At 54.3% G+C, this 17,830-nt stretch carries 20 protein-coding genes; 19 read left to right on the forward strand and 1 reads right to left on the reverse strand.

Annotation, left to right across the window (positions count from 1 at the left end; genetic code table 11):
• The first annotated feature begins 2 nt into the window (after positions 1 to 2).
• The 18 genes from hisG to rsfS all read left to right on the forward strand — a co-directional run bounded on the left by hisG (position 3) and on the right by rsfS (position 16,432).
• A complete protein-coding gene (hisG, locus tag ACO5R6_RS00105) occupies positions 3 to 659 on the forward strand; it encodes an ATP phosphoribosyltransferase (protein ID WP_485625137.1) in 657 nt (218 codons plus the stop codon).
• Positions 656 to 2,005, forward strand: coding sequence for a histidinol dehydrogenase (hisD, locus tag ACO5R6_RS00110; protein ID WP_485625138.1), 1,350 nt, complete (start codon positions 656 to 658; stop codon positions 2,003 to 2,005). The genes hisG and hisD overlap by 4 nt, the downstream gene beginning before the upstream one ends.
• Positions 2,005 to 2,595, forward strand: coding sequence for an imidazoleglycerol-phosphate dehydratase HisB (gene hisB, locus ACO5R6_RS00115; RefSeq protein WP_485625241.1), 591 nt, complete (start codon positions 2,005 to 2,007; stop codon positions 2,593 to 2,595). Before hisD ends, hisB begins: the two co-directional genes overlap by 1 nt.
• A 291-nt stretch (positions 2,596 to 2,886) precedes the next feature.
• Positions 2,887 to 3,252: a phosphoribosyl-AMP cyclohydrolase gene (hisI, locus tag ACO5R6_RS00120; protein WP_485625139.1), complete on the forward strand. Its 366-nt coding sequence runs from the start codon at positions 2,887 to 2,889 to the stop codon at positions 3,250 to 3,252.
• A complete protein-coding gene (locus ACO5R6_RS00125) occupies positions 3,249 to 5,117 on the forward strand; it encodes a TIGR03960 family B12-binding radical SAM protein (protein ID WP_485625140.1) in 1,869 nt (622 codons plus the stop codon). Before hisI ends, ACO5R6_RS00125 begins: the two co-directional genes overlap by 4 nt.
• The gene (locus ACO5R6_RS00130) at positions 5,107 to 5,904 is read left to right on the forward strand and encodes a TIGR03936 family radical SAM-associated protein (protein WP_485625141.1); all 798 of its coding nucleotides are present in this window, start codon (positions 5,107 to 5,109) and stop codon (positions 5,902 to 5,904) included. The genes ACO5R6_RS00125 and ACO5R6_RS00130 overlap by 11 nt, the downstream gene beginning before the upstream one ends.
• Before the next feature lie 55 nt (positions 5,905 to 5,959).
• Positions 5,960 to 7,192 (forward strand): ribonuclease E/G, encoded by a 1,233-nt coding sequence (locus ACO5R6_RS00135; RefSeq protein WP_485625142.1) that lies wholly within the window; start codon positions 5,960 to 5,962, stop codon positions 7,190 to 7,192.
• 49 nt (positions 7,193 to 7,241) lie between these two features.
• Positions 7,242 to 7,925 carry a response regulator transcription factor gene (locus tag ACO5R6_RS00140; RefSeq protein ID WP_485625143.1) on the forward strand — a complete coding sequence of 228 codons (684 nt, stop codon included), beginning with the start codon at positions 7,242 to 7,244 and terminating at the stop codon, positions 7,923 to 7,925.
• The gene (locus tag ACO5R6_RS00145) at positions 7,918 to 8,832 is read left to right on the forward strand and encodes a sensor histidine kinase (RefSeq protein ID WP_485625144.1); all 915 of its coding nucleotides are present in this window, start codon (positions 7,918 to 7,920) and stop codon (positions 8,830 to 8,832) included. The genes ACO5R6_RS00140 and ACO5R6_RS00145 overlap by 8 nt, the downstream gene beginning before the upstream one ends.
• A 171-nt stretch (positions 8,833 to 9,003) precedes the next feature.
• Positions 9,004 to 9,759 (forward strand): ABC transporter ATP-binding protein, encoded by a 756-nt coding sequence (locus ACO5R6_RS00150; RefSeq protein ID WP_485625145.1) that lies wholly within the window; start codon positions 9,004 to 9,006, stop codon positions 9,757 to 9,759.
• Positions 9,756 to 11,741: an FtsX-like permease family protein gene (locus ACO5R6_RS00155; RefSeq protein ID WP_485625146.1), complete on the forward strand. Its 1,986-nt coding sequence runs from the start codon at positions 9,756 to 9,758 to the stop codon at positions 11,739 to 11,741. The genes ACO5R6_RS00150 and ACO5R6_RS00155 overlap by 4 nt, the downstream gene beginning before the upstream one ends.
• Positions 11,742 to 11,919: 178 nt before the next feature.
• Entirely contained in the window at positions 11,920 to 12,228 is a 309-nt protein-coding gene (gene rplU, locus ACO5R6_RS00160) for a 50S ribosomal protein L21 (protein WP_485625147.1), read from the forward strand.
• Between the two features lie 5 nt (positions 12,229 to 12,233).
• Positions 12,234 to 12,557, forward strand: coding sequence for a ribosomal-processing cysteine protease Prp (locus ACO5R6_RS00165; protein WP_485625148.1), 324 nt, complete (start codon positions 12,234 to 12,236; stop codon positions 12,555 to 12,557).
• 3 nt (positions 12,558 to 12,560) lie between these two features.
• Positions 12,561 to 12,851, forward strand: coding sequence for a 50S ribosomal protein L27 (gene rpmA / locus ACO5R6_RS00170; protein ID WP_485625149.1), 291 nt, complete (start codon positions 12,561 to 12,563; stop codon positions 12,849 to 12,851).
• A gap of 216 nt (positions 12,852 to 13,067) precedes the next feature.
• Positions 13,068 to 14,354, forward strand: coding sequence for a GTPase ObgE (gene obgE / locus ACO5R6_RS00175; RefSeq protein ID WP_485625150.1), 1,287 nt, complete (start codon positions 13,068 to 13,070; stop codon positions 14,352 to 14,354).
• Positions 14,355 to 14,356: 2 nt separating this feature from the next.
• A complete protein-coding gene (yhbY, locus tag ACO5R6_RS00180; RefSeq protein ID WP_485625151.1) occupies positions 14,357 to 14,653 on the forward strand; it encodes a ribosome assembly RNA-binding protein YhbY in 297 nt (98 codons plus the stop codon).
• 88 nt (positions 14,654 to 14,741) lie between these two features.
• A complete protein-coding gene (nadD, locus tag ACO5R6_RS00185) occupies positions 14,742 to 16,088 on the forward strand; it encodes a nicotinate (nicotinamide) nucleotide adenylyltransferase (RefSeq protein WP_485625152.1) in 1,347 nt (448 codons plus the stop codon).
• Complete coding sequence (rsfS, locus tag ACO5R6_RS00190; RefSeq protein ID WP_485625153.1) at positions 16,085 to 16,432, forward strand: ribosome silencing factor; 348 nt, start codon at positions 16,085 to 16,087, stop codon at positions 16,430 to 16,432. Before nadD ends, rsfS begins: the two co-directional genes overlap by 4 nt.
• 158 nt (positions 16,433 to 16,590) lie before the next feature.
• Here the strand turns inward: rsfS and lexA are convergent, their stop codons facing one another.
• On the reverse strand, positions 16,591 to 17,205 hold the full coding sequence (gene lexA / locus ACO5R6_RS00195) for a transcriptional repressor LexA (RefSeq protein ID WP_485625154.1): 615 nt from the start codon (positions 17,203 to 17,205) through the stop codon (positions 16,591 to 16,593).
• A 240-nt stretch (positions 17,206 to 17,445) separates the two neighbouring features.
• Here lexA and yneA point away from each other — a divergent pair, with 240 nt between their 5' ends.
• A complete protein-coding gene (yneA, locus tag ACO5R6_RS00200; RefSeq protein ID WP_485625155.1) occupies positions 17,446 to 17,787 on the forward strand; it encodes a cell division suppressor protein YneA in 342 nt (113 codons plus the stop codon).
• Positions 17,788 to 17,830 lie beyond the last annotated feature (43 nt).

Consider the following 17,830-nt stretch of genomic DNA (forward strand, 5'->3'; position numbering starts at 1 on the left):
AGATGTCGGAGGACAGATATTTGACAGTGGCTCTGGGCAAGGGCCGCCTGGCCAAAAAGGCCATGCAGCTCTTTGGAAGGATTGGAATTTCCTGCCCCGAGATGGAGGACCCCGGGACCAGAAAACTGATTTTCACGGATCCGGAGCACAAGATGCGTTTCTTCCTCGCCAAGGGCCCGGATGTTCCGACCTATGTTGAGTATGGGGCGGCGGACATCGGCATCGTGGGAGAGGACACCATTCTGGAAGAGGGGAGAAAGGTCTATGAGGTCCTGGACCTGGGCTTTGGCCGGTGCCGGATGTGTGTGGCCGGCCCCCCGTCCGCCATGGATAAGCTAGAGCACAGGGAACGGATCCGGGTGGCGACCAAGTATCCGGGGATCACCCGGGATTATTTCTACAAGAAAAGGCATCAGACTGTGGAGATCATCAAGTTGAACGGGTCCATTGAGCTGGCCCCCATGGTCGGCCTGTCCGAGCTTATCTGCGACATTGTGGAGACCGGCTCTACCCTCAAGGAGAACGGGTTGATTGTCCTGGAAGAGGTGATTCCCCTGTCTGCCCGCATGCTGGTCAACCAGGTCAGCATGAAGATGGAAAACGACAGGATCACCGGGCTGATCGAGGGCTTAAAGAGGGCCAGTCAGGAGGAAGGATGAAGATCACAGAGTTAAATGACATCAATATCACAGAGATCCTGGACCAGCTCCTGAAGAGAAGCCCAACGTCCTATTCAGAATATGAGGACCGGGTCCGGGAGATCATAGGGCAGGTCCGTCTCAGGGGGGATGAGGCCGTCTTCGCCTATACAGCCGAATTCGACGGGGCCCGTCTTGACGCGGGGTCTGTCAGAGTGAGCCGGGAGGAGATCGAGGAGGCCTATCGTGAAGTGGACCCAGCCCTTGTCTCTGTCATTCGAAAATCCATTGCCAACATTCGGGCCTTTCATGAGAAACAGGGCCGACAGTCCTGGATCGATGCGGATCGGGCCGGGATCATCCTGGGACAGAGGGTCTGCCCCCTGGAACGGGTCGGCGTCTATGTGCCAGGCGGGAGAGCAGCCTACCCGTCCTCGGTCCTTATGAATGTGCTCCCGGCCCGGGTTGCGGGGGTCGATGAAATTATCATGACGACCCCTTCCGATCGGGAGGGCAGGGTCTATGCTCCCACCCTGGTTGCAGCCAGGGAGGCGGGAGTTGACCGGATCTATAAGCTGGGAGGGGCTCAGGCAATTGCCGCTCTTGCCTTCGGGACAGAGACCATCCCCAAGGTGGACAAGATTGTCGGACCCGGCAATATCTATGTGGCTCTGGCCAAGAAGGCGGTTTTTGGCTACGTGTCCATTGACTCGATTGCGGGTCCCTCTGAGGTCATGGCTCTTGTCGATGAGAGCTGCAATCCCAGGTATGTGGCGGCAGACCTCCTGTCACAGGCGGAGCACGATCCCATGGCGTCTGCGATTTTGCTGACAGACAGCCGCAAGGTGGCCGAGGAGGTGATCTACTGGGAGGACTACTTTGCCAGGCGGCTGGCTCGCCGGGAGATCATCCAAAAGTCCCTCAGCGATTATGGGTATGTCCTCTTGGCAGAGAACATGGACCAGGCCATTGCCTGTGCCAACGCCATCGCGCCCGAGCATCTGGAGCTTGTGACCAAAGACCCCTGGGAGAGCCTGACCAAGATTCGCAATGCCGGTGCTATCTTCCTTGGACCCTATTCCTCAGAGCCCATCGGGGATTATTTTGCCGGCCCCAACCACGTCCTTCCGACCAATGGAACGGCTAAGTTCTTCTCGCCCCTGTCCGTGGATGACTTTATCAAGAAATCCTCCCTGATCTCGTATTCCAAGGAGGCCCTCAGGAAGGTCTATCGGGACATCGCCCTATTTGCGGAATCTGAGGGGCTGACAGGCCATGCCAATTCGGTGAGAGTCCGCTTCGAAACGGATGAAGAGAATGTAGAGCTCATGGGAACAGGAGAGGCAAAGGAGGGGGAGACAAGATGATGCAGGACAGGATTGCCGGTCTCACAAGAGAGACCAAGGAGACCCGGATAGAACTTACCATCAATCTGGATGGAAGCGGGAAATCAGAGATATCCACGGGGATCGGATTCTTCGATCACATGCTGGAGGGCTTTGCCAGGCACGGTTTCTTTGACATGAAGCTTATGGTCAAGGGAGATCTTGCGGTGGACTGTCATCATACGATCGAGGACACGGGAATCGTCCTGGGCACAGCAATTCAAAAGGCGGTCGGAGACAAGAGGGGGATCCGCCGCTACGGGTCCTGTCTTCTTCCCATGGATGAGGTCCTGGTCCTGTCCGCGGTTGACTTGTCCGGCCGGCCCTATCTGCAATTCGACCCTGTCTTTCCCGCTCCCATGGTGGGGCAGATGGACACGGAGATGGTGCGGGAATTCTTCTATGCCGTCTCCTATGCGGCTATGATGAATCTTCACGTGAAAATGCTCACGCCGGGCAACTGCCATCACATGATCGAGGCCATCTTCAAGGCCTTTGCCAAGGCTTTGGACCAGGCGGTGTCCTATGATCCGAGAATTGAGGATGTACTTTCAACCAAGGGCAGAATTTGATATAATTTTCTTGTTCAATTTCCGGGGGAATGGGAGAATATCAACAATTCGTCATGGGGGTGACAGGATGCTAACAGTTCTGGGATTTATCACGGCCACACTTGTCTTCATATGTGCCGGTACCTTGATCGGCACGAGGGATGACAAGTAGCCGGAAAATGGACTTTCGATTCATTCTATGGAAGAGTAGCGGACTCAGGATGATCTCATCAGTCGGGATCAGCCTGGGTCCATGTTTTCTGGGATTGTCTGCCCTCCATTTTATCCTGCGGCAATGAAGAGGAATATTTTATGAGTCATGATCTGCTTGCCTGGAATGATTTCAAACAAAACTCTGACGGCATGGTGCCTGTCATTGTCCAGGAAGAGGAGAGCAAGGATGTGCTGATGCTCGCCTATATGAACGAGGAGGCCTATGAGGAGACGATCAGAACCGGCCTCATGACCTACTGGTCCAGGTCCAGAAACCGGCTCTGGACCAAGGGCCTGACCTCCGGTCACATCCAGGAGATGATCCGGCTTGTGGCAGACTGCGACCTCGATACCCTCCTGGCGACCGTAAGACAGGTGGGGGGAATCGCCTGTCACACCGGGGCTCATTCCTGCTTCCACAACCCAATCATTGATCGGGAGGAAAAGGGCAAGGAGAATGTATGAGGACACTGGCTCTCTCAGAAGATATTTTAATGCAGGTGGACAAACCTGCCCGCTATATCGGCAACGAGCTCAACAGCGTCATGAAGGATCCCTCTGAGGTTCATGTGAACTTCGTCATGTGCTTTCCGGATGTCTATGAAGTGGGCATGTCTCATCAGGGCATTCAGATCCTCTATGACATGTACAACAGGGAAGAGGGGATCTACTGTGAGCGCGTCTACTCCCCCTGGCCGGACTTGCATAAGATCATGAAGGAGAAGAGGATCCCCCTCTTCACCTTAGAGACGCAGACTCCGGTCAGGGACAAGGATTTTCTCGGAATCACTCTTCAGTACGAGATGTGTTACACCAATATTCTGCAGATTCTGGACCTGAGTCAGATCCCCCTCAAGGCAGAAGACCGGGGGGAGGAGGACCCCATTGTGGTCGGCGGGGGCCCCTGTGCCTATAACCCGGAGCCCATCGCCCCCTTCTTCGACCTCTTTTTCCTGGGAGAGGGGGAGGTCAACAATGTCGACGTTGTCCGTCTCTATGAGCGGATGAGACGGGAGGGCACCTATACGCGCGAGGCTTTTCTCCATGCGGCGGCTCAGTTCCCGGGTGTCTACGTCCCCTCCTTCTTCGACCCCATCTATCAGGCGGATGGGACCATTAAGGGATGGAAGATCAAGTATGACGATATTCCGAGCCGGGTCCGCAGGCAGGTCATGATGGACATGGACCACGCGACCTATCCCGTCCACCCCATCGTTCCCTTCGTCCGCTCGGTTCAGGACCGGGTGGTCATTGAGATCATGCGGGGCTGTATCCGGGGCTGCCGCTTCTGCCAGGCCGGTATGGTCTATCGGCCGACCAGGGAGAAACGGCTTGAGACCCTCAAGTCCTATGTGGAGGAGATGCTCTCTTCCTCCGGATATGATGAGATTTCCCTGTCCTCCCTGTCATCCTCAGACTACCGGGGACTGTCTGATTTTCTGGACTATCTGCTCGATAAGTGCAATCGGGAGAAGATTAATATCTCCCTGCCCTCTCTTCGCATCGACGCCTTTTCTCTGGACGTGATGTCCAAGATCCAGGATGTCCGCAAGTCCTCCGTGACCTTCGCCCCCGAAGCCGGATCCCAGCGGATGCGAGACGTCATCAACAAGGGCATTACGCTGGAGGAGATTCTCCTGGGGGCCAAGGAGGCCTTCCACGGCGGCTGGAATAAGTTAAAGCTCTACTTCATGCTGGGCCTTCCCACAGAGACGGATGAGGATATCCGTGCGATTCCGCAACTGGGCAATGATCTGGCCGCCCTCTACTTCGATGAGATTCCAAAGGACCAGAGAAATGGAAGAGTTCAGATCACCATGTCCACTTCTTTCTTCGTCCCAAAGCCCTTCACCCCCCTGCAGTGGGCGTCCATGCATCCGCCGGAGGACTATATCCGAAGGGCAGGGCTGGTCAGAGATACCATGCGTGACCAGCTCAACCGCAAGAGCCTCCACTATGAGTGGCATCATCCGCAGATCTCTGTCCTGGAGGGGATCTTTGCCAGGGGAGACCGGAATGTGTCTGAGGCCATTCTCTGGGCCTATACTAAGCGGGGGCAGATCTATGACGCCTGGAGCGAGTACTTTCGACAAGAGGTCTGGCAGGAGGCCTTCGATACGTTCGGAATTTCCGCTGATTTCTACGCCTATCGCGAGCGTCCACTGGATGAGATCTTCCCCTGGGACTTCATTGACTGCGGTGTGACCAGGGACTTCCTGGAACGGGAGTGGTCCAATGCAATGGCAGGCAAGGTGACTCCCAATTGCCGCCAGGCCTGCTCCGGCTGCGGAATGCGGTCGATGAATGGAGGAGTCTGCTTTGAGAATTAGGATCCGTTTCGGCAAGCATGGGGCCATGAAATTCGTCGGTCATTTGGATCTCATGCGTTATTTCCAGAAGGCCATGCGGCGGGCACAGATGCCCATTAAGTTTTCGCAGGGCTACCACCCCCACCCCATTATGTCCTTCGCCGAACCCCTGGGGCTTGGAATTACTTCTGACGGGGAGTATATGGACATTGAGACCGAGGAGGATGTCAGCGGCCCCGCCCTTATTGATGCCCTTCAGGCGACAATGGTGGACGGGATGAGGATTCACTCGGTGCGGAGGCTTCCGGACCAGGCCAAGAACGCTATGGCATCTGTTGCAGCCTCCGTCTACCGGCTGACCTACCAGAAGGGGGAGGCCCCGGCCCCTCTTTCGACCCTGCTTGCCGCCAGGCAGACCTTCTATGACCTTGCGACCTCCATTCCCATGGTCAAGAAGACCAAGAAGTCCGAGCGGACCTTGGACCTAAAGCCCCTGATTTACGCCTGGCAGATAGAGCCTTTTCCCGGAGATGGGGCGGAAGAAAAGACTTGTGTGGAAGGAGAAGACGCCAAATGGTCTTTTCCCATTGACCCCTCCGATGGAGAGGACGGGCCGATCTGTCACCGCATCATTCTCTCCTCCGGATCGACGGACAATATCAAACCGGGTTTTGTCATGGACCGATTTCACTCCTTTTTGGCTGTCGACCCGGAAGACTATCCCATCCGGGTATACAGAGAAGACATCCTGACCAGGCTGGATCAGGACCTGGTCTCCTTAGACCAGGTCGGGCTGGAAATGCCATAAGCAGGTCGGGATAGAAATGTTCTAAGGCGATCAGGAGTCAGGAGGCTTGTGTCACATGCAGGATATGACAGACCAGGGACCATGGAAGATCACAATTACCCGGATGCCCTGGAGGAATAAGGAGATGGGCATCTTCCTGGTCCAGGACGAGAGCGACCAGGCGGTGGAGATTCAGGTCCAGAATCTGTCCAGGCCCAGTATGGTGGGCCAGGTCCATATCGGCCGCATTCAGAAGTACCTGCCCTCCTTGCATGCGGCCTTTGTCGATATTGCTGACGGAGGGAGGGTCTTTCTTCCGGTCGGGCGCCCCGAAGAGCTTCACTATGTCCGCAAGCACTCCAAGTCAGGCGGCATATGCGGGGGAGATGAAATCCTCCTCCAGATTGTAGCGGATCCCATCAAGAGCAAGGACCCGATCGGGTCAAGTGACATCGTCTTCAAGTCCGCCGATGTCCTTCTCCATATGGGGGCTGGCCCATCCGGGATCTCCAGGAAGATTGCGGGGGAGGATCGGAAGCGACTCAGGGACTTCCTTGAGGACTATGAGGACAGAGACTACCATCTGACCCTGCGGACTTCCGCCGCCGCCGTCGATGTGGAGGAACTGGCCCGGCAGGTCGCATACCTATCGAAGCGGATGGAGGAGCTTTGGCGGATTCTCCCCAAGCAGGCGCTCTTCTACAGCTTTAAGACTCAGCCCCCTCTCTGGCTTGAGCGTCTGATGACCTATCCTGTCGCCAGGATCAAGTCCATCAGCAGCGACCTGGACCAGGTGATGTCCTTCTTCGACCAGGTCCAGGAGGAAGATCCCCGCCTGCACGCCTACAGGTCCCTCTTTGCAGCCTATCGGGAGGACTATCCCCTCTATCAGAGGCGGGGCCTGACCAGGCTCATGAGGGAGCTTACGGCCAGGACCGTCTGGCTGCCCTGCGGCGGCAACCTTGTCATTGACCAGACGGAGGCCATGAATGTCATTGACGTCAACAGTGGCAAGATGAAGATGACTGGCCCGAAGAGGGAGGCCATCTTGACCTGCAACCGGGAGGCGGCGGAGGAGATCGCCCGACAGCTTAGGCTCAGGAACTTGTCAGGAATGATCCTCATTGATTTTATCAATATGAAGGGAAGCGAGGACCTGCACAGATTGATGGATCATTTGGCCTCATGCTGCAGGGATGACCCGCAGAAAGTCTGCATCGTCGATGCAACAGGTCTGGGTCTGGTGGAAGTCACCAGGCAGAAGAAGTATGTGTCGCTGCTACAGGCCATCTCTGATGAACCGTCCTGAGCGCTGTTTGCAAGCGACCTCTGTCAAATCAGTATGAAATGAGTCTAAGATGTATCTGTTTCTTGTTGAAGACGATCGAATCATTGCAGAATCCCTGCAGGACCACCTGTCCGGCTGGGGACACAGGGTGAAGGCGGCGAGTGATTTTACGAATATCGACTTACAGGTGAAGGAGGAGGCCCCGGACCTTGTGATCATGGATATTGTCCTTCCCTCCTACAACGGCCTGTACTGGTGTCAGAGGATCCGCACCTTCTCGACCGTCCCGATCTTGATCTTGAGTTCCAGATCAGATGATCTTGACCTGATCCAGGGAATCCAGATGGGAGCCGATGATTATCTGACAAAGCCCATCTCTCTGGACCTGGTTCGGACCAAGGTAGAGGCCCTTCTGCGCCGGTCCTACCAGTTTAATCAGGCCGGAAGCGAACTGGAGTGGAAGAGCACCCGACTTGATCTGGCCCAGATGGCCATATCCTACAGGGACTGCGGGCTAGACCTGACCAAGACAGAACTCCTCATCTTAGAGCCCCTCTATATCGGGCGGGGCAAGGTGATTAGCCGGCAGTCCCTCATGGACCATTGCTGGCAGAGTGAGGACTTTATCGACGACAATACGCTGGCTGTCAATATGTCGCGCCTGCGCAAGAAGCTCAAGGAGATCGGACTGGAAGACCTGATCGGGACCAAGAAGGGAATCGGCTATTATCTGACGGAGGACTTTCATGCCTAGGAGAGACGAGCTTCTTAATTGGATCCGGGAGATTCTCCCGGTCACGGTGACCCTGATTTCTGTTCTGGTCCTCTTTCTTGCCGTTCGGATCCTCGGGGGGATGGAAGAGGCCTATTTCATTCTGTGCACGCAGATTATAGGTTTTTGCTGGCTGATCTACCTGGTCTTTGCCAGCTATCGGGTCGGCCGAAGGAGGGACTTAGAAAGAGAATTAAATCAGGTCAGGGAGGAGAAAAAGGCCTTAGAGGAGAGTACCCTGCGCAAACAGAAGGAATTGGAGGACTATTTTCTCCTCTGGATCCACCAGATGAAAACCCCGATCACGGCGGCCTCCCTCCTGCTGGAGTCCGACTCCCTCTCCGCTGACAGCAATGCCCTTCGGGTCAAGTCCCGCCTGATGGAGATCAACCGATATGCCAATATGGCCATGTCCTATCTGAAGCTCATGCGCGATTCTACAGATATGGACCTGACGGAGGTCAGGATCAAGCCCCTTGTGACAGGAATCCTCAAGCGCTATGCCCTCTTCTTCATCGAGCAGGATGACCGGGTGGAAGTAGAATTGGAGGGATCAGACCGGGTGGTCTCAGATGCCCGCTGGCTCTCGATCCTCATAGAGCAGCTGATCTCCAATTCGGTCAAGTACACGAGAGGGGGGAGGATTCTGATTCATTTTGATCCCGAGGCCAAGGTCCTGTCCATTAAGGACACCGGCGCCGGGATCCCCAAGCAGGACCTGCCCAAGATCTTCGAGAAGGGGTATTCGGGATTCAATGGGCGAGCTACAGATAAGTCATCCGGCCTGGGCCTCTTTCTGGTTGACACCATAGCAAGGAGACTATCAATCCGCATTGAAGTTCAATCCGCGGTGGGACAGGGGACCTGCTTTGAGCTGACCTTTCCATGACTGCGGCAGGAATTAGAGGATCCCGATGCATAACCGGCATGTAGCCGAATTTGCCAGCAGTTGCCTTACAAGTTCGTAAGGCAACTGTTATTTTATATAAAGGTCTTTTTCGTCCGAGAGGTCTATGATAGCGGTCAGATGAAACAGATAACACGATATAGGAGGTATTCCGTGAAAATACTCGAGTTACAGGATGTAAAGAAGACGTACCGGTCCAGGGGGGTTGAGACGAAGGCCTTAAAGGGTGTGAATTTCTCCGTCAATGAGGGAGAGTTCATCGCCATTATGGGAGAGTCGGGATCCGGGAAGACAACCCTTCTGAACCTGGTCGCCACGCTGGACCAACCCACGTCCGGCAATATCATTCTGAGGAATCAGAATCTGGCCAAGCTGAAAGAGAAGGATATTGCCGCCTTCCGACGCAATGAGCTGGGCTTCGTCTTTCAGACCTTCAATCTTCTGGACCAGTTCAGCAACAGAGATAATATCTTCCTCCCCCTGGTCCTCTCCGGGACCAGTCCCGAGGAGATGAACCGGCGGCTCTTGGAGATCCAGGACCAGCTGATGATCACGGACATTGTCAACAAGTACCCCTATGAGATCTCCGGGGGACAGAAGCAGAGGATCGCAACTGCAAGGGCAATCATCACGAAGCCGTCTTTGCTTCTGGCGGACGAGCCCACCGGAAGCCTTGACTCCGCCTCTGCGGATGCCATTATGAATCTCTTCGTCAGGATCAATGAGAATGCGCAGACCATCCTCATGGTCACCCACTCCCTGCGCGCGGCCTCATATGCCAGACGGATACTCTTCATCAAGGACGGGATCGTCTTCCATGAACTCTATCGGGGGGCAGAGGACCAGGAGTCCTTCATGGAGCGGATCCATCAGGCCCAGACGGTTCTCAGAAAGAAGGTGCTGGCATGACTTCCATTGCAGCCCGTTTTGCAGTCAAAAACATCCACGCCAACCGGCTGATCAATATCCCCTTCGTCCTCTCTAACGGGATCATGTTCCTCCTCTACAATGTCATGGTCTCTCTTGAGTCCAATGAGTATGTCTTGACCCGACACAAGGATCTGGTGACCTTCATCCAATATGGGGCCTGGTTGATCCTGATTCTGGCAGGCGTCTTCGCTATCTACTCCAACCGCTTTCTGATGAGCAGGAGGAAGCGGGAGTTGGCCCTCTATTCCATTCTCGGTCTGGAAAAGAGGCACATCCGAAGGATCCTCTTTCTGGAGCTTGGAATTCTCTTCCTTGCCATTAGTCTCATCAGCAGCCTGGGAGGATTTGTCTTCGGAAAGCTGGTCTTCGCCGGCCTAAATCATCTGATGCGTGACACCGGCGTGAATCTGATGCATTATCCCTTCTCCGGGAAGGCTCTGCGGATGACCTTGCTCTGGGAATTGGCCTTCTTTATTCTCCTCTTCCTGATCAACAGCAGTAAAATCCGGTCCAAGGCCCCGCTGGCCCTCCTCTCAGGAGAGAAGAGGGGGGAAAAAGAGCCGAGGTCCAACTGGATTCTTCTGGTCATCGGCCTTGCGGCCCTGGCCTTCGGCTATTATCAGGCCCTCCATGTCGATGGCTTCTTAGCTGCCGTGATGCAAATCGTCTCTGCTGTCCTGGCAGTCATCCTTGCTACCTATTGCCTCTTCGTGTCCCTCTCGATCATTTACCTGAAATTCCGGCGGAAGAGGAAGTCCTTCTACAAGGCCAGAAATTTCCTGAATATCTCTGGCCTTCTCTACCGGATGAAATCCCATGCAGTCGGTCTTGCCTCTATGGCCGTCATGTCCTGCGGCGTCATCCTGACCCTCTCTGTTGTCTTCGCCCTCTATGCAAATATGGAGAAGAACGCGAATGGAATCATGCACGACCGCTATTATGAGCTGACTTCCATCCAGGTTTCGCTTGAGCCTCCTAGCCCAGATGACCTCAACAATTGGGCGAATGAGGTGGAGAAAATGGCCCGCAGGACAACGGAAGCATATTCCGACCTAAAGGACGGAGTTCATATTACGCAATTTATGAAAGCGATCTTATATTCCAAGCAGGAAATCAAGCCGATCCCCGCAAACGGAGCGAATCTCGCCAGCCCAAAGGACGGCTTTAGAGTCGGCTTCGTTGTATTCGGAACGCTCGATGAGTACAACCAATACTTCGGGACAGACGTCAAGCTCGATCAGGATCAGGCACTGATCTACAGCAATCGAAGCGAGATGCTTGAGACCGGCGGTCTGAAAATCGGAGATGAGACCTATCGGGTTCGTCCGGGCAAAACCATGGTGCAGTCAAGCTTATCCGTAGACTATGTCTACCTCGTTCTCCCGAACCGGGAGGCTATGCTTGCAGCAAGCCGGCAATTGCTTGCGAAAGAAGACATGGGAACCAGCATCTACTCTTACTACGCATGGAATGTATCCAATCGATCAGAGGCCCTGGATCAGGCGGTCAAGAAGCTGACTCACGATAACTTCATCTCCCAAAATCAGACGGATGCAAGAAAGGCCGTCTATACTCTGAATGGCGGTTTTCTCTTCCTGGGCCTTCTGGTCGGCCTGGTATTTATGATCGGAACCATTCTGGTCACCTACTATAAGCAGATCAATGAGGCTTATGAGGACCGGGAGAAGTACCAGATCATGAAGCAGGTGGGATTGTCTGACCATCTGATCCGGAGTACCGCAGCCAGTCAGATCGTATGGCTCTTCTTTGCCCCCCTGGCCGTTGCGATCATCCACTGCCTGGCCGCGGGAAAGATCATGTCCAATCTTCTGATTCTCTTTGGTGTCAACAACATGTCCTTCTATATGGTCCGGCTTGGAATCGTAACCGGAGTCTTTGCCCTTATTTATCTGCTGATCTTCCTTCTGACCAGCCGGATCTACTATCGGATTGTCCGCTGATCTTCCTTCTGACCAGCCGGATCGTCCGCTGACATCTGTCTGCTCTCGGATTGCCGGGCAAGTTTGACAGATGCAAGGGAGGGTGCTAATATAATCCAGTATGTCGCACAGTTCGGTTAGAAGCTTCCGGGATGGGCCCGGGACACCAAAACTGGCGTATTGAGCAGGAGGTACAGGTATGTACGCAATTATTGCTACCGGTGGTAAGCAGTACAAGGTATCCGAAGGGGATATCATTACTGTTGAGAAGCTTGGCGCTGAGGCCGGTGAGAAGGTGACATTCGACCAGGTTCTTCTTGTCAACAATGACGGACTGAAGCTTGGGAACCCGACGGTTGAAGGCGCAAGTGTTGAGGCCTCTGTGCTTCGCAATGGCCGCGCCCGCAAGGTGATTGTCTACAAGTATAAGAGAAAGACCGGTTATCATAAGAAGAACGGTCACAGACAGGCATTCACGCAGGTTAAGATCGACAAGATCAACGGCTGACAGCCATGATTTCAGTTACTGTCACAAAACAGAAGGGTGAATTTCAAAGGCTCTACTTGCTGGGGCATGCGGAGTATGCCGAGACGGATGATATTGTCTGCGCCGCGGTTTCCGCCCTGACCATGAACACGATCAATGCCATCGAGGCTTTCACGGAGGATCGTTTTTCCGTCGGAAGAGATCCCGAGCGCGGGATGATCGATTTTCAGTTCACGGACACTGTTTCGCACGACAGTCACTTGTTGATGAAAGCCCTGCTTTTGGGAATACAACAAATTGCAGATAGCTATGGTGAGACTTATGTTTCACTTGACACACAGGAGGTGTGAACCATGTTAGAGATGAATCTTCAGTTCTTCGCGCATAAGAAGGGAGTCGGTTCTACCAAGAACGGCAGAGATTCCGAGTCCAAGAGGCTTGGCGCCAAGAGAGCAGACGGACAGCACGTTAAGGCCGGCAATATTCTGTACAGACAGCGCGGCACCAAGATCCATCCGGGTCAGAATGTCGGTATCGGCGGTGATGACACCCTTTTCGCCAAAGTTGACGGCGTACTCCGCTTCGAGCGCAAGGGAAGAGACAGGAAGGTCGCTTCTGTCTATCCCGTCGCAGATGCCGAGTAATCGGCAGACGGCCGGAGGGACTGTGTAACCAGATGAGGCAACCACCATATTTCGAGCTTGCATGGAAGATGCATATGCGATCTATGGTGGTTGCTTTTTGCTTTTCCGGTCTTTTCTTGTTCCCAATATAAATATGGGCTATGATGCTCATATATCACGCAGTTTTGCAAACGCTTTATGGGGGCAGTCGCTCCCTCGGATAAGTGGAGGAATTTTATGTTCGCAGATCGCGCTAAGATCCTGATTGCCTCCGGCAAGGGAGGAGATGGGCACGTCAGCTTCCGCAGAGAGAAGTTTGTGCCCAACGGCGGCCCTGATGGGGGTGACGGCGGCAAGGGAGGAGATGTCATCTTGGAAGTGGATGACGGAATCAATACCCTCTATCACTTCCGCCATAAGCACAAGTTTGTCGCCGGCAATGGAGAAGAGGGAGGCAAGCGGCGCTGCCACGGCAAGAACGGGCAGGATATCGTACTCAAGGTTCCTGCAGGCACGCTTGTCAGGTCTGCCGAGACCGGTCAGGTCATGGCGGATATGTCGGGGAAGAACCGCCGGATGGTCCTCCTGCGCGGCGGCGAGGGGGGCCTTGGGAATATGCACTTTGCCACCTCCACCATGCAGGCTCCTAAATTCGCCAAGCCCGGCCAGGAAGCCATCTCCATAGAAGTCATCCTGGAACTCAAGGTCATCGCGGATGTGGGTCTCATTGGCTTCCCGAATGTCGGCAAGTCGACCTTCCTGAGCCGGGTGACCAATGCCCAGCCCAAGATCGCCAACTACCACTTCACAACCTTAAATCCCAATCTGGGGGTTGTGGACCTGGATGGAGGGGGCGGATTTGTCATCGCCGATATTCCAGGTCTGATTGAGGGAGCCTCCGAGGGACTGGGCCTGGGACATCAGTTCCTCCGCCATATCGAGCGGACCAAGCTCATGATCCACATTGTTGATGCCGCCTCCGTGGAGGGGAGAGATCCCATCGAGGATATCAGGGCCATCAATCATGAGCTGGAATCCTATAATCCCAAACTCCTCGAGAAGCCACAGCTGATTGCCGCCAACAAGCTGGATGTCTGCCCGGATGGGGGAGAGGAGATCCTCTCTCGGCTGCGGGAGGCGTTTTCCCAAGAGGGAATGGAGGTGTTCGGTATCTCCGCCGCCACAGGAAAGGGGGTCAGGGAACTCCTCTACAGGGTATCAGAGCTTCTCTCGACCCTGCCCCGGGACCCGATCACCTATGAGGTTGAGTTCGATCCCAATGAAATGGTCCGGCCGGAAGAAGCCTATACAGTTGAAGTCAACAGCGACGGTGAGTATGTAGTCGAAGGCCCCAGGATCGACAAAATGCTTGGCTACACGAACCTGGAATCTGAGCGGGGCTTCGTATTCTTCCAGCAATTCCTGAAGAAAGAGGGCATCTTAAGGGATCTTGAGGCCAGAGGAATTCAGGAGGGCGATACGGTCCGTATGTACGGGCTTACATTTGCCTATTATAAGGAGTGAATATGCTGACACTTAACAATAAGCAGAGGGCCTACCTGTCTTCTCAGGCCAATGCTCTGAATGCGATTCTGCAGATCGGAAAGGCCTCTCTGACGCCGGAGATGGTTCAGTCTGTCGATGAGGCCCTAGAGGCCAGGGAACTGATCAAGATCCATGTGCTGAAAAACTGTTTCGACGACCCAAGAGAGATCGCCGAAATGCTGGCAGACCGGTCTCATGCAGCGGTCGTTCGGGTGATCGGGAAGATGATCATCCTCTATCGTCCCTCGAAGAAGCCCAAGATCGACCTGCCCGGATGAGGAGGTCTAAGATCGACTTGCCCCGACTATGAAGCTGAGGATCGATCTGCTCGATGAGGAGGCAGTTGGCTTGTAAATGGAGTAGCAGATGACGCGAAAGATTGGATTGATGGGTGGGACATACAACCCCATTCACAATGGGCATCTGAATATGATTCGCCAGGCCAGAGACCAGTTTGATCTGGACCAGATCTGGCTGATCCCGACGGGAGATTCTCCCCACAAGGGTATTTCCGGTTCTCTGGGGCGCTATGACAGGCTTCGGATGTGCCAGCTGGCAGTCGAGGGCATGCGGGGCGTCCGGGTGAGCGACTGGGAGATCCGGAGGGCAGGGAAATCCTATAGCTACCTGACCCTGGAGGAGTTGAAGAGACAGTTCCCGGAGGATGAACTCTATTACATCATCGGAGAGGATTCCCTGGACCTCTTCTTCAGCTGGGCCAAGCCGGACCGGATCTGCCAACTGGCCACCATTCTGGTTGCCTGCCGCAGTCCCGAGGAGACCCTGCATGCCATCGCTGCATCCAGGCAGATTAGCCCTGACCAGGCAGATACTCTGACCAGGCAGCTTGCGGCCCGGGAGGGGAAGCAGGGGCAGTCCTCCAAGGACCTGTGGTCTCGCTTCCCTGAGACGGACTCAGCCCCTTGTCAACAGGAACTGAGAGATAAGATCCGAGCCCTGTCGCAGAGATATCACGGGTCCTTCCGGATCCTCGACTGTGGCCGCATCGACATCTCCTCCTCGAAGATCCGGCAGATGGAAGGAGAGGGGGCAGACCTGTCCCCCTATGTCCCGTCGAAGGTCCTGTCCTATATCAGGGAGCACGCCCTCTATCGGGAGGAGAACACCTATGATATCGGGGCAATCGAGAGGGATCTTGCCAAGTCCTTGAGCACTCATCGCTATCAGCACACCCTGGGTGTCATGCACACGGCATGCGCCCTGGCGATGGCCCACAGCTATCCACTGCAAAAGGCCCGGATTGCCGGACTCCTGCACGACTGCGCCAAAAACCTGTCCAATGAAAAGCTAAGAGAGATTGCCTGCCAGGAGGGGATTCCAATTAGCAAAGGGGAGGAGAGAGCTCCCCAGCTACTTCATGCGAAAGTGGGCGCCCACCTGGCCCGAGAGGTCTACGGCGTGGATGACCCTGCGGTCCTGCGGGCCATTCGCCTGCACACGACCGGTAGCCCGGCCATGGGGCTTTTAGACAAGATCATCTTCGTGGCCGATTACATCGAGCCCGGTCGCGACCGGGCCCCCCGCCTGGCCGATATCCGGCAGGTGGCTTTCCATGACCTGGACCTGGCTGTCTGCATGATTTTAGAGGATACGATTGCTTTCCTGGAGGCGAGCAAGGCAGAGATTGATCAGAGCAGCAGACAGACCTTAAAGGCATACCAGGACATCACACAGACAAGGAGATTCCAATGAAGATTGAAGAGCAGGTTAAGGCCGCATATGAGGCCCTGGACGAGAAGCAGGCTGAGGATATACGAATTATCGATATCCGGGGGATTTCAACCATCGCCGACTATTTCATCGTGGCAAGCGGGTCCAATCAGAGCCAGCTCCAGGCCATGGAGGATTCCGTGGGACAGAAGATGAAGGACCTGGGCTTAAGGCAACCTAAGCTGGAGGGGAACCGCAACTCCACCTGGATTCTGATGGACTATGAGGACTTCATCGTCCATATTTTCTCGGAGGAGGACCGTCTCTTCTATGACTTAGAGCGGATCTGGACCGATGGGAGAGAAGTCCCTGTCGATGAACTCTAATATGAGAATGTGATCCCCTCAGATCCTTCCGAAAAATCGGGTTAAGGAACAATGGATATCGAAAAACTTAAATAGCTGCCGGATTCCCTTGACTGGAAATCCGGCAGCTATTTTAGCATGAATGGGCTGATGAACCCAAAACTGGAACTAGCGAGCAGTCAGTAGAGTCTCAGAACCCCGAATACCCTGCCGAGAATCTGGCAGTCCGGAACAAGGATCGGCTCCATGTCGTCATTCTCCGGCTGGAGACGAATATGTCCTGCCTCCTTATAGAAGGTCTTAACCGTGGCGGAATCATCGACAAGAGCGACAATGATCTCTCCATTGCGGGCAGTAGGGCATTTCTCAACCATAATGAAGTCCCCGTCGAAAATCCCGACATTGATCATGGACTCCCCCTTGACCTTGAGCATGAAGGTCTGTTCCTTGGGGGTAAATTCTGCAGGAAGGGGGAAGTAGTTGGTAATGTTCTCGACGGCCAAAAGGGGCTGACCGGCAGCTACCTGGCCAACCATCGGAATATTGACGACTTCTCTTCGGGTGAGATTGAAATTATCATCGACGACTTCAATGGCCCTCGGCTTGGTGGGATCACGGCGGATATAGCCGTTATTCTCAAGCTTCTCCAGATGGGCGAAGACAGAAGAGGTAGACTTGAGTCCGACCGCATCACAGATCTCGCGGACCGTCGGAGGATAGCCGGAGTTCAGGATCTCATTCTTGATGTACTCCAGGATCTGCATCTGCTTGTCAGTGATCTTTCCGTAAGCCATAGCCTTTCTTATGCCTCCCAACCCGAATGCAAGAGTAGTATGTTCGAATCAAATTACTATTATTATAAGAAAACACGGGGCAAAAAGCAAACACATATTCGCAAAAATATGTTCGATTTTTACTTGACAGCCAAACGCCTGTTTGGTATGATTCAAATCGAACAGTTGTTCCGAACAAATTATCGAACAGAAAGCGTTGATATGGGAGCGGGCAAGGGAACGCTCTTACAGGAGGGATATATGAGAAGTAAGAATAATCGCTACAGGGCAAGAGCTCAGAGGACCAGGATGAAGCTTGCCATTTTTCTCATTATGCTATTGATCGGGCTGTCCGTCCTGTTTATTCTGAACCGGCCCATGACGGCGTCCGCGTCTCAGGAGAAGACCTACCGGGAGGTCTATTGCTCGATCGAAGTCAATCAGGGAGACAGCCTCTATAAGATTGCGGACCAGTACAAGAGGGATTCCAGTGTGAGCCGCCGACAATATGTGAATAAGGTCATAGAGATCAACCATCTGACCAGCCAGAATATCCGGTCGGGAATGTCCCTGGTCATTCCGACCTATGTCGACCAGGAATAGGTCGCTTTAGCTTATTGGAAAATGTCACAGGAGAGTTGAGACC

This window comes from Shuttleworthella sp., from assembly GCF_057251025.1.